The sequence below is a fragment of the Alsobacter ponti genome, from assembly GCF_024294805.1.
GTDB classification, from domain to species: Bacteria; Pseudomonadota; Alphaproteobacteria; order Rhizobiales; family Beijerinckiaceae; genus Alsobacter; species Alsobacter ponti.
The window spans coordinates 147248-161804 of record NZ_JANCLU010000007.1; the positions used below are offsets into that span (position 1 = coordinate 147248).

The window sequence follows — 14557 nt, forward strand, 5'->3', positions numbered from 1 at the left end:
GTCCTCCCCGGTCAGGCCCGCGCGGGGGCTGGCGCGAGCGGCCAGCGCGCCCGGGGCGCGACGGAGAGGTCGTCGACGAGGCCGCGCCGCAGCCGCTCGATACCGGCCCAGGCGATCATCGCGCCGTTATCGGTGCACAGGGCGGGCGGAGGCACGGCCAGCCGCAGCCCCGTCTCGCCGGCGAGGCGCTGCAGGGCGCGCCGCACCGTGGCGTTGGCGGCGACGCCGCCGGCCACCACCAGCGCGCTCGGATGTCCCGCCGTCTCGCGGAACAGCTTCAGCGCCACGCGGGTGCGGTCCACCACGACATCGACGACGGCAGCCTGGAACGACGCGCAGAGATCGGCGACGTCCTTGCCCGTCAGCGGCGCGATGCGCTCGGCCTCCACCCGCACGGCGGTCTTCAGCCCCGACAGGGAGAAATCGGGCGCGGCGCGGCCGAGCATCGGGCGCGGCAGGGCGAAGCGCTCCGGGTCGCCGCGCTCGGCCTCGCGCTCCACCTGCGGCCCGCCCGGATAGGGCAGGCCGAGCATCTTGGCGGTCTTGTCGAACGCCTCGCCGATGGCGTCGTCCACCGTGCCGCCGAGGCGCACATAGTCGCCGACGCCCTTCACCGCGACGAGCTGGGTGTGCCCGCCCGACACGAGCAGCAGCAGATAGGGGAAGGCGACGCCGTCCGTGAGGCGCGGCGACAAGGCGTGCCCTTCGAGATGGTTCACCGCAACGAGCGGCTTGTTGGCCACCAGCGCCAGCGTCTTGGCGGTGGTGAGGCCGACGATGACGCCGCCGATGAGGCCCGGCCCCGCTGCCGCCGCCACGCCGTCGAGGTCGCTCAGCCGCACTCCGGCCTTGGCCAACGCGCGCTCCACCAGATGGTCGACCACCTCGACATGGGCGCGCGCCGCGATCTCGGGGACCACGCCGCCATAGGCCGCGTGGTCGGCGATCTGGCTGAGGATCTCGTTGGAGAGGATTTCGCCGTGCCCGTCGCGCTCGGACGACACCACCGAAGCCGCGGTCTCGTCGCAGGTCGTCTCGATGCCAAGCACCAGCATTCGCGTAGTCGCCTCCGGTCGGTGGGGCCTGCGAAGGGCGCGGTCGACGCGCCTTTCGCCGGCGGGATCGACACCCTATAGTCCGCGCCGCGAGCGAAGGAAACGGTCGCGCGGGCGCAGGGCCCGCACGGGCTTGGACGGACTGGGGACGAGGGTGATGGCGGGCGACGGGGTTTTCAGGATCGGCACGCGCGGCAGCCCGCTGGCGCTCTGGCAGGCGCGCACCGTGCGCGCCGCGCTGATCGCGGCGCACGGCCTGCCCGAGGAGGCGGTCGAGATCGTCGTCATCAAGACCTCGGGCGACATGATCCAGGACCGCGCGCTGTCGCAGGCCGGCGGCAAGGGGCTGTTCACGAAGGAGATCGACGCGGCGCTGCTGGACGGCGGCGTCGACCTCGCCGTCCACTCGGCCAAGGACATGCCGACGCTGTTTCCCGACGGCATCGTCATCGCCGGCTACCTGCCGCGCGAGGACGTGCGCGACGCCTTCATCTCGACGCGCGCGCGCACGCTGATGGAGCTGCCGCAAGGCGCCGTGGTCGGCAGCGCCAGCCTGCGGCGGCAGGCGCTGATTCGCCGCCTGCGGCCGGACATCCGCACGACGCTGCTGCGCGGCAATGTCGAAACGCGGCTGCGCAAGATCGCCGAGGGCGAGTTCGACGCGACGCTGCTGGCGCTCGCAGGCCTCAAGCGGCTCGGCATGGCGGACCGGGTCGCCTCCGTGCTCGACCTCGACGCGTTCCCGCCCGCCGTCGGGCAGGGCGCCATCGCCGTCACGGCGCGCGACGGGGACGCGCGCACGCGCGCGGCGCTCCAGGCCATCGCCCACGCGGAGACCGGAATCGCCTTGGCCGCCGAGCGCGCCTTCCTCACCGTGCTCGACGGCTCGTGCCGCACGCCGATCGCCGGCCACGCGGTCGTCGAGGGCGGCGTGGTGCGGTTTCGCGGCCTCGTGCTGCGCGCCGACGGCAGCGAGAGCTTCGAGGCCGCGCGCGAAGGCGCGCCGGAGGACGCCGCGCGCCTCGGCGGGGAGGCCGGCCGCGACATCCTGGCCCGCGCGCCGTCCGACATCCTCGCCCACTGACATCGATGCGGGTCGTCGTCACCCGGCCCGAGCCCGACGCCGCCCGCACGGCGCGCCGGCTCGCGGCGCTCGGCTACACCCCCGTCGTCGCGCCGCTGTTCGAGGCCGTCGCGACGTCCTCCGCTCCCGCGGGGGACGGCTGGGCGGCCGTGGTGGCGACGAGCGCGCGGGCGTTCCTGGCCGGCGCGGCGGACCCGGCGGCGCTCTCCTCGCCGCTGTTCGCGGTGGGCGAGCGCACCGCGTCCGCCGCCCGCGCGGCGGGCTTCCGCGACGTGCGCGCGGCGGGGGGAACGGCGCTGGCGCTCTCGCAACTTCTGGCGCGCGAGCTGCCGGCGGGCGCGCGCGTGCTGTATCTCGCCGGGACGGTGCGCAAGCCGGAGCTCGAGGCGCGGCTGGCAGCGGCCGGGCTGCGGGTGACGGTGCGCGAGACCTACGCCATGCGCCGGGTCTCGGCGCTGCCGGCGGCCTTCGCCGAACTGCTGCGTTCCGGCGCGCCGGCCCTCGTGCTTCACTACTCGCGCCGGGGGGCTGAGACGGCGCTCGACCTGGCGGCGCGGGCGGGGCTTCAGGACGCGCTGGCGGCGCTCGCTCACCGCGCGCTGTCGGCCGATGTGGCTGAGCCGCTGCAACGCGCCGGCGCGTCGGATGTTGTCGTTGCGGTCGCGCCGGACGAGGACTCGCTATTCGCCACGCTTCCGCCTTGCGGATGAGGCCGAATGCGGGTTCGCCCCGTCGCGGGGCGGTGCTAAGGACGAAACGCGCCCCTCTCCGGGGCCATCGGGCGGGATACATGGCGGGCGACGACGACACCATCGACACGAAGCGCACGGACGGCGACGCCGGACGGCCGAACCGGCCCGGCCGCAAGCCCCCGCGCGAGCCCGCCACGCTGGACCTCACCGCGCGCCATGTCGCGGACGCGGAGCCCACGCCCGAATCGGACCCCGCCGCCGCCGACCCCGCGCCCGATCCGCTCATGCCATCCGCGCCGGAGCGCGACGCAACCGTAGCGCCCGGCGAACCCGCGACTGCGGACGCCGCGCCGCCTCCCGTCGATTCCGAGCTCCCTTCCGCCCCGCCGGACGTGGAGCCCGAGCCCGCCCCCTTCGGCCGGAGCGAACCGCCGCCCGCCGTCGCGACGCAGCCGCCGCCGCGCCTCGGCCGGGCCGCCCTCGCGGGGTTCGGCGGGGGCGTGCTCGCCGTGCTGCTGACCGGCGTCGCGCTGTTCACGGCGGGGCCGCTGGCCGACCTGTCCGACCGGCTCGCCTCGCTGGAGACGGCCGTGGGCGAGCGCGCGCCTCGGCGCGGGCTCGAGGCGGTCGAGAAACGCGCTGCCGCCATCGAGGCCGCGCAACAGCAGGCTCGCGCCGACATCGACAAGCTCGACGCGCGCCAGCCGCCGCCGCCGGTCGACCTCGCTCCGCTGACGCAGCGCCTCGCGGCCGTCGAGCGCGGGCTGCGGGAGGCGTCGCCCGGGCCCGCTCCCGCCCAGCCCGCCGCGCCCGTGGCCCCGCCGCCGCCCACGGCCTCGCCGGAGACGGCGCGGCTGGCCGTCGCCATGCTGGCGCGGGACGAGCTGGCGCAGGGCCGGCCCTACGCCCGGGAGCTGGCGGCGCTTGAGGGCGCGGGCGCCGACGCGCAGCTCGTCGCCGCCCTCAAGCCCTTCGCCGCCTCCGGCGCGCCGACCCCGGCGCGGCTGGCGGCCGACTTCGCGCCGGTGCGCGACGCGCTGACCCGTCCGCCCGAGGCGGCGGCCGGAAGTGTCCTTGACCGCGCGACCGCGGCGGTGCTGCGCGTCGTCAAGGTGCGCCCGGTCGGGCAGGCGCCGGGCGACGAGCCGCCGGCCATCGCCGCGCGCACCGAGGACGCTCTGCGGAAGGGCGACCTGCCGGCCGCGGCCGAGGCGCTGCAGCGCCTGCCCGAGCGCGACCGCGCGGCGGCCCAGCCCTTCCTCGACCGGCTGCGGGCCCGCATCGCCGCGGGCCAGGCCGCCGACGCCATTCTCACCAAGGCCGTGGACGACGTCCTCGCCGTCATGAAAGCCAGTGGAGGCCCCGCGCGATGATCCGCGTCCTGCTCTTCATCGCCCTTCTCGCCGCGCTCGCCTTCGGCGGCGTCTGGCTCCTCGACATGCCCGGGGGCGTGGTGATGACGGTCCAGGGCTACCGCATCGAGACGTCGCTGATCGCGGCGGCGGGCGTCGTGCTGGCGCTCACCGTGGCGCTGCTCTTCGTCTGGTCGGTGCTGCGCTACGTGCTGCGCCTGCCGGCGACGATCGGGCTCGCCACGCGGGCACGCCGCCGCGCCAAGGGCTTCGCGGCGGTGTCGCGCGGCATGGTCGCCGTGGGCGCGGGCGATCCGCGCGCCGCGCGCCGCTACGCCGCCGACGCGGGCAAGCTTCTCGGCGACGAGCCGCTGGCCCTCCTGCTGCGCGCCCAGGCGGCGCAGATGGCGGGCGACCGGGGCTCGGCCGAAGGCGCGTTCCGCCGCATGCTCGACGAGCCGGAGACGCGCGTGCTCGGCCTGCGCGGACTGTTCGTCGAGGCGCGCCGCAAGGGCGACGGGGCCGCCGCCCGCGCCTACGCCGCCGAGGCCGCGCGCATCGCCCCCACGGTGTCGTGGGCCGGCGAGGCGCTGCTCGAATACCAGTGCGCCGACCATGACTGGACCGGCGCGCTCGGCACGCTGGAGCGCGGGGCGAAGGGCCTCGACAAGGCGACGGTGCGCCGCCACCGCGCCGTGCTGCTCACCGCCGACGCGATGGCGCGCGCCGATCGCGAGCCCGAGGCCGCGCTGTCGCGCGCCCAGGAGGCGCTGAAGCTCGCGCCGACCCTCGTGCCGGCGGCCACGCTGGCGGCCCGGCTGCTGGCCCGGCGCGGCGATCTGCGCAAGGCGTCGCGCACCGTCGAGACGATCTGGAGCCACGAGCCGCATCCCGACCTCGCCGCCGCCTATGTCAACGTGCGCGCCGGCGATTCCGCCAAGGACCGCCTCAAGCGCGCGGAACGCCTGCTCTCCCTGCGCCCGCGCGACGCGGAGAGCCGCATCGCGGTGGCGACCGAGGCCGTCGCGGCGCGCGAGCCGGCGAGGGCGCGCGAGGTGCTGCGTCCGCTGGTCGAGGCCGAGGAGCGGCCGAGCGTCCGCGTCTGCCTGCTGATGGCCGACGTCGAGGACATGGAGCACGGCGCGGACGGCGCGGTGCGCGAGTGGTTCGCGCGCGCCTCGCGCGCGCCGCGCGACCCGGCCTGGATCGCCGACGGGGTCATCGCCTCCACCTGGGCGCCGGTCTCGCCGGTCACCGGCCGGCTCGACGCCTTCGTGTGGGGAACGCCCGTCGAGCAACTGGCCGACTACGACCCCGAGCGCCCCGCGCCCGGCGACCGCGCCCGGTTCCATCTCGCCGCGCCCGACGCGGTGATGGCGGATGTCGACGAGCCGGTCGCGCTGTCGCCCTCCCGCGTCCACGAGGCCGCGCCCGCGGAACCGCCCGCCGTCCAGCCGGCCCCGGTCCCCGAGCCCCCGCCGGTCGTCGAACCCGTCGCGCCTCCGGCCCGCGAGCCGGCAACCGCCGCCGCCGAGACCCCGCCCGCCCCGGCGCAGGAGCCCGTGCCTTTGCCCGTTTCCGAGCCCGTTCCCGAGCCCGCGCGCCTCGCATCGCCCGCGCCGGAACCCGAGCCCACCGCGCCGCCCGCGCCCCCGAAGGCGGAGCGCGAGCCGGCGGCCGAGACGCGGCCCGCCCCGCCTCATGGGGAGCGCGACCTCGCGGCCGAGGCGCGGCCCGTGGCGACGGACACGCCGCGCCGCCCGGCGGATCGCGGCGCCGGCCGCCGCTCGCCCGGCCCGCTGCCCGTGGTCTTCCCCGTGCCGACGCCGCCCGACGACCCCGGTCCCGAGCGCGGCGACTCCGGCGAACGCGCCCGCATCGGCTTCCTGCAATAAGCGGTCCGGCGGGCGGCCTGGAGGCGTTCTGGCGGGCGGATTTGTCGCCCGCCCGCCTTGCCAATCCGGGCCGATGACGCTATGACCTCCGCGCGTCGCCGCAATAGCTCAGCTGGTAGAGCACCTCATTCGTAATGAGGGGGTCGGGGGTTCGAATCCCTCTTGCGGCACCATCTTCCTTCGGCACCATTTTCCATCAGCACGAGATGTGAAGCACCGGGACCTTTTCGGGATCGCGGAAAGCCGGAATCCACACCCGGCGCCTCACGGGTCCTCGCGGCGACGGTTTACGGCTGGACGACGAAGGAGCCCTGCGCACGTCAATGCGTCGGCCAGGACCAGAACCCCGCGCCTTCCTTGTCGAGGAAGCCGTTGAGCACCATGCGATGCACCTCGTCCGCCCCGTCCACGAGACGGGCCTGCCGGGCGTAGCGGTAGATCCACTCCAGCACCGTGTCGGTGGAATAGCCGCGCGCGCCGTTGATCTGGATCGCCACGTCGGCGGCCCGGTGAAGCAGGTTGGCGACGTGCACCTTGGCCATGGAGACCTCCTTGCGCGCGAAGCCGCCGCGGTCGAGCTCCCATGCGGCCTTCATCACGAGCAGGCGGCCGATCTCGATGTCCATGGCGAGTTGGCCCAGCATCAGCTGAATGCTCTCCCGGTCCGCGAGGCGCACGCCGAAGCCGGTCCGCACCGCGGCGTAGTCGCGCGCGACCTCCACGCAGCGCTTCGACAGGCCGATCCAGCGCATGCAGTGCGTGAGGCGCGCGGGGCCGAGGCGGATCTGGGTGAACTTCATCCCCTGCCCCTCCTCCAGCAGCCGGTTCCCGACCGGGATCTCCAGCCCGTCGAACTCCAGCTCGCAATGGCCGCCATGCTCCTCGGGGCCCATGATGCCGATGCGCCGCGCGATCCGCCATCCGGGCTGGTCGCGGTGGAACAGGAAGGCCGTGAGGCCGTGACGCGGATCGTCGGAGGTGCGGGCGATCAGGATGAAATGGGCCGCGTCGTCCGCGCCGGTGATGAACCATTTGCGCCCCTTCACGACGTAGACGTCGCCGCGCCGCTCGGCGCGCGTGGCGATCATCTGCGGGTCGGAGCCGCCGCCGGGATGCGGCTCCGTCATGGCGAAGGCGGAGCGCACCTCGCCGCGCACGATGGGCTGAAGCCAGCGTTCCTGCTGCGCGGGGGTGGCCGTCTTCTCCAGCACCATCATGTTGCCGTCGTCGGGCGCGGCGGAATTGAAGCAGACGGGCCCGAAGATGGAGCGGTTCATGGCCTCGTAGCAGGCCGCCATCCCGATCTTGCCGATGCCGAGGCCGCCCGTCTCGGGCCTGAGCTGCAGGCACCAGAGCCCTTCCCCCTTGGCCTTCGCGCGCAGGGCCGCGAGCGGGGCCGCGGCGATGTTTCCGTGCGCGTCCCAGTTGGCCCGGTCGGCCTCGACAGGCAGGATCTCGCGCTCGACGAAGGCGGCGACGCGCCCCCGCACATCCTCGATCGCGGCAGGGAGGGTGAAATCCATGGTGCTCGTTCCTTCGTTCGCTGCCTGCCGTCCGCTCACATCTCCGAGACGAGATGCCCGCCATCCACCGTCAGCACGCTGCCGGTCATCATGCCCGAGGCGCTCGACGCCAGCAGCAGAAACGGACCGTCAAGGTCGCCGGGGTCGCAGAGCCGGCGCATCGGGATGCGCTCGATCATCTTCTGCCCGGCTGGCGACTCAAAGAATTCGCGATTGAGGTCGGTGAGCACGTAGCCGGGGCACAGCGCGTTGACGCGGATGCCGTGGCGGGCCCATTCGAGCGCCAGCGCCTTCGTCATCTGCACGACGCCCGCCTTGGAGATGGCGTAGGGCGCCACGCCCCTGCCGACGCGCAGGCCGAGGATGGAGGCGACGTTGAGGATGACGCCCGGCCGCCCCGCGTTCCGCCATAGGCGCGCCGCTTCCACGGACAGGAGCCACGGGCCGCGCAGATTCGTGCCGATGATCCGGTCGAAGAGGTCGGCTTTCACAGCCATGGCCGGCTCGCCCGCGGCGATCCCGGCATTGTTGACCAGCACGTCGAGCGCCGGCGCGCTGTCTCCCGTGGCGGCCGCCAGCGCGGCGCGGATCGATCCTTCGTCCGTGACGTCGAGCGCCACGGCCCGCGCATGCGGCGCGCCCGCGACGGACAGGTCTTCCACGAGCGCCTGCAGCCGGTCGACACGACGGGCAGCCACCGTCACGGCCGCCCCGCATCCCGCGAGCAGGCGCGCGAAATGCTCGCCGAGCCCGCTTGAGGCGCCCGTCACGAGCACGTGCCTGCCCCGCATCAACGCGCCGAGATCCATCCCCGCCCTCCTTCAGGACGCCATCGCGAGGGCATGCGCCCGCCGCGCGAAGTTCACCGCCAGCCGACCGGTTTGCGCGGCGTTGGCGTCAGCCGCCGTGCCAGCCCGCGCCCGATCGGCGATCCCGACGAAGATGACCGCGAAGCGGAAGAGCGCGAAGACGATGTGGACCGGTTGCAGCCGCCCCGAGGGGGCCGGCAGGCCCTCGTAGCGCGCGACGAATTCGTCCTGGGTCGGAATGCCGAGCGCCGCGATGTCGAGCCCGAGAACGCCGGAATATTCCTCTGGTGACGTGTGCCACGTCATGCAGCAGAAGCCGACATCGGCCAGGGGATGGCCGAGCGTCGCGAGCTCCCAGTCGAGCACGCCGATGACGCGCGGCTCGGTCGGATGGAACATCAGGTTGCCGAGCCGGAAATCGCCGTGTGCGATGGCGGGCGGCGCATCGTCCCGGGGCAGCTTGCCCGCGAGCCAGTCCACCACCGCGTCAAGCTCCGGGATGTCGTCCGTGGGCGATTCCGCCCATTGCCGGGACCAGCGCGCGAGCTGGCGGGCGAAGTAGTCGCCCGGCCTGCCAAAATCGTCGAGCCCGATGGCCGCCGGATCCACCGCGTGCAGCGCGGCCAACGTCTCGGCCATCGAAAAGTACATGGCCCGCCGCTCCCGCGGCGCGAGTCCCGGCAAGGCGCAGTCGTGGAAGACGCGGCCTTCAAGGTGCTCCATGACGTAGAACGGCGTCCCGATCACGCCGGCGTCGGGCTCGAACAGCAGCGGTCGCGGCACGGGGACCGCCGTGTCCTTCAGCGCGTCGAGGACGCGAAACTCGCGGTCGACCGCGTGCGCCATGGGCAGGATCGGGCCGGAGGGCTTCTTGCGCAGGATCGCCCTGCCGGCGGGGAAGGTGAGCGCGTAGGTGGGATTGGACTGCCCGCCACCGATGCGGCGCACCGCCATGGTCCCCGTCGCAAATGGCAGGCGCGGGCCGAGATGGGCGGCAAGCCTCTCCGGATCGAAGTCCAGGACATCCGAAGCCGACCCCACGCCCGTCACTTGCGAACATCCTGACCAACGGCGTGCGCGGGCCGCGCTGCCGGCCGGCAGCGGGCCTCACCGGCAAGCGTGCCTTTCCGGGATGTCCGAGGTTCCGAGCCCGCCACAATCCGCTCCAGCGACAATCCGACCATGGAGGCGTCCCCGTCATTGAAGCGCATCGCTGGGCCCCGATCGAGACGGGCCATCTCACCGATGCACGCCTCACAGGCGCCGGCATGCCGGCGCTTACTGTCCTCGAACTCCGAAACAGTGTCGAGTGTCGCCTGGCGCGAGAGTCCCTTGGCGCGAGTGTCCCCTGGTGGATGTGGTTGGCCGTGCGCGCAGGTCACGACAGGGCCGGGGCCGTGGTCTCGGATGCTTGAATCGCCTGCACCCCGAACGCATGATGGCGAGCGTCCTTCGACGATCCGCGATTCAATCGGCCGAGACGCCGCTGTCGATCGCAGGTCTTCGGAACGTTTCCACTGCAAGACTGATGGGACGACCCTGTCTTCCGCGCCGGGCGTCGCCACCGCGCAGGAGCGCCTCGAATGCGTCCCGATCCGCCGACCCGCCGCGCGAACCACGTCCCGCTGTCCCCGCTGGACTTCCTGGCGCGTGCGGCTGACGTGACTCCGGGCCGGATCGCCGTCGTGGATGGCGAGCGGCTGTTCACCTACGCGGAGTTTCGCGACCGGGCCGCGCGTCTGGGCGGGGCGCTCGTCGGACTCGGCGTCAAACCCGGCGATGTGGTCTCGGTGCTCTGTCCGAATGCCGCGGAGATGCTGGAAGCCCATTTCGGCGTACCCTTGGCCGGCGGCGTGCTGAACGCCATCAACACGCGGCTCGACCCGCCCGCCATCGCGCGGATCCTTCTCCATGCGGAGTCGAAGGCGCTGATCGTTCACGCGGCTCTGGCCAGGCCCGCGCGGGCGGCGCTCGCGGAGCTGGAGACGCCGATCCCGGTCATCGCCTTCGGCATGACGGCCGCCGAGCGAACGTCCATGGGCGCCATGGACTACGAGGAGACCCTGGCGAAGGCGACGCGACAAAGCTGGTCGGGTCCGGCAGACGAATGGGAGTCGATCGCACTCAACTACACGTCCGGCACGACGGGCCAGCCCAAGGGCGCGCTGTACAGCCATCGTGGCGCCTATCTCAATGCGCTTGGAAACGTCATCACGTTCGGATTGCGCCCGGACTCCGTCTATCTCTGGACCTTGCCGATGTTTCACTGCAACGGGTGGACCTATCCGTGGGCGGTGACGGCGGTCGGCGCGCGGCACGTTTGCCTCCCCGCGATCGACCCTGCCGAAATCTTCCGGCTGATCCGCGAGCACGGCGTCACGCACCTGTGCGCCGCGCCCGTCGTTCTGACGATGCTGATCCATGCGCCGGGCGCGGACGCCATTCGTCTTCAGCACCCCGTCGAGGTCGCTACGGGTGGAGCCGCACCTCCGAGCGCCGTGATCGAGGCCATGGAGCGGATGGGCTTTCGCCTGACGCACCTGTACGGGATGACGGAATGCTACGGCCCCTCCACGTCCTGCTTCCCGCAGGACGAATGGCGCGAGCTTCCACTCGCCGAGCGCGCGGTTCTGATGGCGCGACAGGGCGTGCGGAACCTCACGATGCAGGCCCAGGACGTCATCGACAGCCAGACCGGCGCGCCGGTCCCGCGGGACGGCGCGACGCTGGGCGAGTTGGTGCTGCGTGGAAACACGGTGATGAAGGGCTATCTCAAATCGCCGGACGAAACGGAACGGACACTCGCCGGAGGCTGGTTGCACACGGGCGACCTGGCGGTCGTCCATCCCGACGGATACGTCGAGATCAAGGACCGATCGAAGGACATCATCATATCGGGCGGTGAAAACGTCTCGTCGCTCGAAGTCGAAGAGGTCCTTTACAAGCATCCCGCGGTGATGGAGGCGGCGGTTGTGGCGAGGCCGGACGCGAAATGGGGTGAGACGCCTTGCGCCTTCGTCACGCTCAAGCCCGGAACGGCCGCCGTGACGGAGGGCGACATCGTCGCGTTCTGTCGGGACAGGCTCGCGCATTTCAAATGCCCCCGAACGGTGGTGTTCACAGCCCTGCCGAAAACGTCGACCGGCAAGATCCAAAAGTTCGAGCTGCGCGCGCGCGCCAGATCGCTATGAGGCTTCGGCGTTCGAACGACGGCTCTCAGGTGAGGCCGGGCCCGCTCCCAGCGGGGCGGATACGTCCTCGGAACGACGTTCCAGAAAAATCGCAAGCTTGACGGCCGCCTCGATTCGGGACCGCAGGCCGAGGCGCTTGAGCGCGGACGCCACGTGCGACTTCACCGTCGCCTCGGCGATCCCGCACTGATAGGCGATCTGCTTGTTCAGCTTGCCGCGGCAGATCAGGAGCAGGATCAGGAACTGCATCGCCGACAGGCTTCTCAGGCGCGCCTCGAACTCGTCGTCATCAGCCAGCATGGGCGCTGAGACGCTGAACATGGCGGGATGCGACGTGATCCTGAGGAGGATATTTCTCTCGTTCGTCGACCAGCGAAGAAATGGCGCCATTCTCCGCAGGCCGGACGGATCGCCGGGATCGTCGTTGCCGCAGGCTTGCCGGCAATCGCTCATTGCCGCTCGCCGTCAAGAGCCTGGGGTGTTGCCTGGCCTGTCCGGGGCCGGAGGGCCAGGGCGAGTCCGGCCAGCATATCGCTCATGTCCTGCAGCCCGTTCATGCGCGAGCCGCCGGCGAGGTGCGGCGTGAGAATGACACTCGGGAGCGCCAGGAACTCGTCGTCCGGCGGGACAGGTTCAACGTAGTGCACGTCGAGACCCGCCCCTGCGATGCGACCCGACCGCAGGCCGTCCAGAAGCGCCGTTCGATCGACGGCGCCGGCACGCGCGACGTTGATCAGGAAAGCGCCAGGCTTCATGCGCGCAATGGCTGCCGAATCCAGGAGATTTTGAACGGTCTTGGGCACATGCACGCTCAGGACGTCGCTGGTCGACAGGATCTCGTCCCAGGGCCGGAACTGCACGCCCAGGGCTGCCTCCTCCTCCGCGGACAGGCGCGTGCGCTGGAAATAGCCGACGTCCATGCCAGCGCCGACGGCCAGCCGCGCCATCTCGCGGCCGATCTCACCGAATCCGATCAGGCCGAGCCGGCTGCCGTGCAGGGTCCGCAGACCGGCGACCCGCCCCCAGTTGGCGCTGGCCGTATGACGCGTATCGAAGGGACCCGGCGCGAACCCGGCCGCTCGAAGCCGCTCGTCCGTCACGAGGTTCGAGATCTGGTGCAGGCGCTTGCACAAGGCCATCAGCATGGCGAACGCGTGCTCCGCCACCGCGATATTCGTCCGCCGCCGAAGGCTCAGGACGGTCACCCCGCGCTGTCGGCAGGCGTCCAGGTCGATGCCGCGCAGGACCGTGCCGAAACGCTGCACGACCTTCAGGCTCGTCGCCGAAGCGAGTTCGTCCGGACCGAAGGGCAGATCTTCCAGGATGACGGCTTCCGCTCCCGGAAGCGCGGCCAACAGCTCGGCGCCGTCGCGCACGAACACCACGTCGGCGCCCGCGATCCCGGCGAAGCGCTGGCGGGCCTGGGCCGACCAGGCATCGAAGTCCGGACAGTCGTGCCGGACATACGCCGCGAACGCCGCCCGACGCTCGGGATCCGTCGCGGGGTCCAGCAGGACGCCGGCCAGACGGAGAACGGCGTCGTCCTCGATGACGATCCTCGTCATCGTGCCGCCCCGCCGAGCTCCAGCAGGTCGAGCAGGCCCGAAACGCCGGCCTCCCTCCGGCCCAGATAGGCCGCCAGCCGCTCGGCCGAATCGGGGGGAAGGCGCCCCCGCGTGCAGTCGGCGAACTTCTCGAGCAGATCGTCCTCGCGAGCCGGATTGGCCGGCGTTCCCTTGTGGTGGAGAACGGTATGCGAGACCTCCTGCCCCCCCTTCAACCGGAGAGTCACGGTCACAGGCTGGTCGAACGGCAGGGCGCGAACGGCGGGGTTGCTCTCATCGAGTTCGGGGGGAACGCGGACCTGGATGCGGTCCATCACGGCCCGGATCTCGGGCCGGGAAACCGCGGCGTCCGTATAGCTGTCGAGCGTGGGGCGTCCTTCGACGAGCGCCGCGGCGACGCAGTACTGCAGCGATGTCTTCCCCTGGAGCCCCGTCACAGGCTTCGAGTGGATCAGCGTCCGTGGATACATGAAGCTCACATCGCAAATGACCGCCTCGATCTCATCGAGGCGGTCTCCCGCCTTCGAGCGAACCTCGAGCGCCGCCTCTATGGGCGCGATGGTGGGCCTTCCCGTCGGCAGCAGCTTGAACACGGGGCCGGACCTGACGATGTTGAATGGGTCGCCCCATTTTGTGAGCGAGCTCCTCAGCTTCTCCGGATCCCACTCGCGGCAAAGCAGGTGCCCGATGCTCATCGCGCCGTCGAAGACGCGGGGGTCGGCCGTGAACCCCTGGGCCGCCAGCTGCGCGCTGCGCACGCCCGAGGAGGCGGCGAGACCGCTGTGGTAGGACATCGTCATCGTCCCGAAGTTCCGTCGGACGCCGCCCAGCATGGAAGCGGCGATGCCCAGGGCCCGCGCCGTGGCCTCCGCGTCGAGCCCGAGCAGAACGGACGCGGCCGCGGTCGCGCCGAACGTGCCCTGGGTGGCCGTGGCGTGCCAGCCGACCTCGTATTGCGAGGGGTTGAGCAGCGGTCCGAGCTGGCACTCGAACTCGTAGCCCACGATGAAGGCGCGTAGCGCCTGGTCGATCGTCGCGCCGCAGAGTTCGCCGAGCGCGAGGACAGCCGGGAGGACCGGGCCCGTCGGATGTCCGCGCATCTCGGAATGGTTGTCGTCGAACAGCAGAAGACTCACCATCATGCCGTTGACGAGGGCAGCCGTCTCGGCCCGGCACCGGCCTCTTCCGCCGATGACGCGAGCCTCGGCGGGCGCATCGCCATGACCCGTGACCTGCCACAGCATGTCGATGGGCGCCATGTCGGCCGCGGCCAGGGCGACCGCCAGACCGTCAATGAAGCAAAGTCGCGCATTGGCGAGTTCCGCCTCGCCTGCCCGCGACGGCAATTGTTCCACACACAGCCGTGCGATGGTCTCTGTCATGCTCATGAC

General features: G+C 72.2%; 12 protein-coding genes and 1 tRNA gene. 6 read left to right on the forward strand and 7 right to left on the reverse strand.

All coding sequences use genetic code 11. The features are described 5' to 3' along the window. Positions 1–11 precede the first annotated feature (11 nt). On the reverse strand, positions 12–1055 hold the full coding sequence (tsaD, locus tag NK718_RS09450; protein ID WP_254740951.1) for a tRNA (adenosine(37)-N6)-threonylcarbamoyltransferase complex transferase subunit TsaD: 1044 nt from the start codon (positions 1053–1055) through the stop codon (positions 12–14). A 157-nt stretch (positions 1056–1212) separates the two neighbouring features. Here tsaD and hemC point away from each other — a divergent pair, with 157 nt between their 5' ends. From hemC to NK718_RS09475, 5 genes are all read left to right on the forward strand, one after another. Next, positions 1213–2139 (forward strand): hydroxymethylbilane synthase, encoded by a 927-nt coding sequence (gene hemC, locus NK718_RS09455; RefSeq protein ID WP_254740953.1) that lies wholly within the window; start codon positions 1213–1215, stop codon positions 2137–2139. A 5-nt stretch (positions 2140–2144) separates the two neighbouring features. Then, positions 2145–2849 (forward strand): uroporphyrinogen-III synthase, encoded by a 705-nt coding sequence (locus NK718_RS09460; RefSeq protein ID WP_254740955.1) that lies wholly within the window; start codon positions 2145–2147, stop codon positions 2847–2849. Between the two features lie 80 nt (positions 2850–2929). Further along, entirely contained in the window at positions 2930–4204 is a 1275-nt protein-coding gene (locus NK718_RS09465) for a COG4223 family protein (protein WP_254740957.1), read from the forward strand. Then, positions 4201–6078, forward strand: a complete 1878-nt coding sequence (locus NK718_RS09470; RefSeq protein WP_254740959.1) for a heme biosynthesis protein HemY — start codon at positions 4201–4203, stop codon at positions 6076–6078. Before NK718_RS09465 ends, NK718_RS09470 begins: the two co-directional genes overlap by 4 nt. Before the next feature lie 97 nt (positions 6079–6175). Further along, positions 6176–6251, forward strand: a tRNA-Thr gene (locus tag NK718_RS09475). Positions 6252–6398: 147 nt separating this feature from the next. Here NK718_RS09475 and NK718_RS09480 read toward each other — a convergent pair. Genes NK718_RS09480 through NK718_RS09490 form a run of 3 tightly spaced genes read right to left on the reverse strand, consistent with a single transcriptional unit; the run spans position 6399 to position 9460 of the window. Beyond that, positions 6399–7601 carry an acyl-CoA dehydrogenase family protein gene (locus NK718_RS09480; RefSeq protein WP_254740961.1) on the reverse strand — a complete coding sequence of 401 codons (1203 nt, stop codon included), beginning with the start codon at positions 7599–7601 and terminating at the stop codon, positions 6399–6401. Positions 7602–7636: 35 nt separating this feature from the next. Beyond that, positions 7637–8410, reverse strand: a complete 774-nt coding sequence (locus NK718_RS09485) for an SDR family NAD(P)-dependent oxidoreductase (protein ID WP_254740963.1) — start codon at positions 8408–8410, stop codon at positions 7637–7639. 12 nt (positions 8411–8422) lie between these two features. After that, positions 8423–9460 (reverse strand): phosphotransferase family protein, encoded by a 1038-nt coding sequence (locus NK718_RS09490; protein ID WP_254740965.1) that lies wholly within the window; start codon positions 9458–9460, stop codon positions 8423–8425. 533 nt (positions 9461–9993) lie between these two features. Here NK718_RS09490 and NK718_RS09495 point away from each other — a divergent pair. After that, positions 9994–11601, forward strand: coding sequence for an AMP-binding protein (locus tag NK718_RS09495; RefSeq protein WP_254740967.1), 1608 nt, complete (start codon positions 9994–9996; stop codon positions 11599–11601). Here NK718_RS09495 and NK718_RS09500 read toward each other — a convergent pair. The 3 genes from NK718_RS09500 to NK718_RS09510 are packed head-to-tail and all read right to left on the reverse strand — an operon-like array spanning position 11596 to position 14554. Then, positions 11596–12054, reverse strand: coding sequence for a helix-turn-helix transcriptional regulator (locus NK718_RS09500; protein ID WP_254740969.1), 459 nt, complete (start codon positions 12052–12054; stop codon positions 11596–11598). The genes NK718_RS09495 and NK718_RS09500 overlap by 6 nt on opposite strands. Then, a complete protein-coding gene (locus NK718_RS09505) occupies positions 12051–13166 on the reverse strand; it encodes a 2-hydroxyacid dehydrogenase (RefSeq protein ID WP_254740971.1) in 1116 nt (371 codons plus the stop codon). The genes NK718_RS09500 and NK718_RS09505 overlap by 4 nt, the downstream gene beginning before the upstream one ends. After that, the gene (locus NK718_RS09510) at positions 13163–14554 is read right to left on the reverse strand and encodes an MmgE/PrpD family protein (protein WP_254740972.1); all 1392 of its coding nucleotides are present in this window, start codon (positions 14552–14554) and stop codon (positions 13163–13165) included. Before NK718_RS09510 ends, NK718_RS09505 begins: the two co-directional genes overlap by 4 nt. Positions 14555–14557: the final 3 nt, after the last annotated feature.

Excerpts from the sequence above, each read along its gene's own strand:
- tsaD (WP_254740951.1), bottom strand. The coding sequence starts at position 1,055 with ATGCTGGTGCTTGGCATCGAGACGACCTGCGACGAGACCGCGGCTTCG.
- hemC (WP_254740953.1), top strand. The coding sequence starts at position 1,213 with ATGGCGGGCGACGGGGTTTTCAGGATCGGCACGCGCGGCAGCCCGCTG.
- NK718_RS09460 (WP_254740955.1), top strand. The coding sequence starts at position 2,145 with ATGCGGGTCGTCGTCACCCGGCCCGAGCCCGACGCCGCCCGCACGGCG.
- NK718_RS09465 (WP_254740957.1), top strand. The coding sequence starts at position 2,930 with ATGGCGGGCGACGACGACACCATCGACACGAAGCGCACGGACGGCGAC.
- NK718_RS09470 (WP_254740959.1), top strand. The coding sequence starts at position 4,201 with ATGATCCGCGTCCTGCTCTTCATCGCCCTTCTCGCCGCGCTCGCCTTC.
- NK718_RS09480 (WP_254740961.1), bottom strand. The coding sequence starts at position 7,601 with ATGGATTTCACCCTCCCTGCCGCGATCGAGGATGTGCGGGGGCGCGTC.
- NK718_RS09485 (WP_254740963.1), bottom strand. The coding sequence starts at position 8,410 with ATGGATCTCGGCGCGTTGATGCGGGGCAGGCACGTGCTCGTGACGGGC.
- NK718_RS09495 (WP_254740967.1), top strand. The coding sequence starts at position 9,994 with ATGCGTCCCGATCCGCCGACCCGCCGCGCGAACCACGTCCCGCTGTCC.
- NK718_RS09500 (WP_254740969.1), bottom strand. The coding sequence starts at position 12,054 with ATGAGCGATTGCCGGCAAGCCTGCGGCAACGACGATCCCGGCGATCCG.
- NK718_RS09505 (WP_254740971.1), bottom strand. The coding sequence starts at position 13,166 with ATGACGAGGATCGTCATCGAGGACGACGCCGTTCTCCGTCTGGCCGGC.
- NK718_RS09510 (WP_254740972.1), bottom strand. The coding sequence starts at position 14,554 with ATGAGCATGACAGAGACCATCGCACGGCTGTGTGTGGAACAATTGCCG.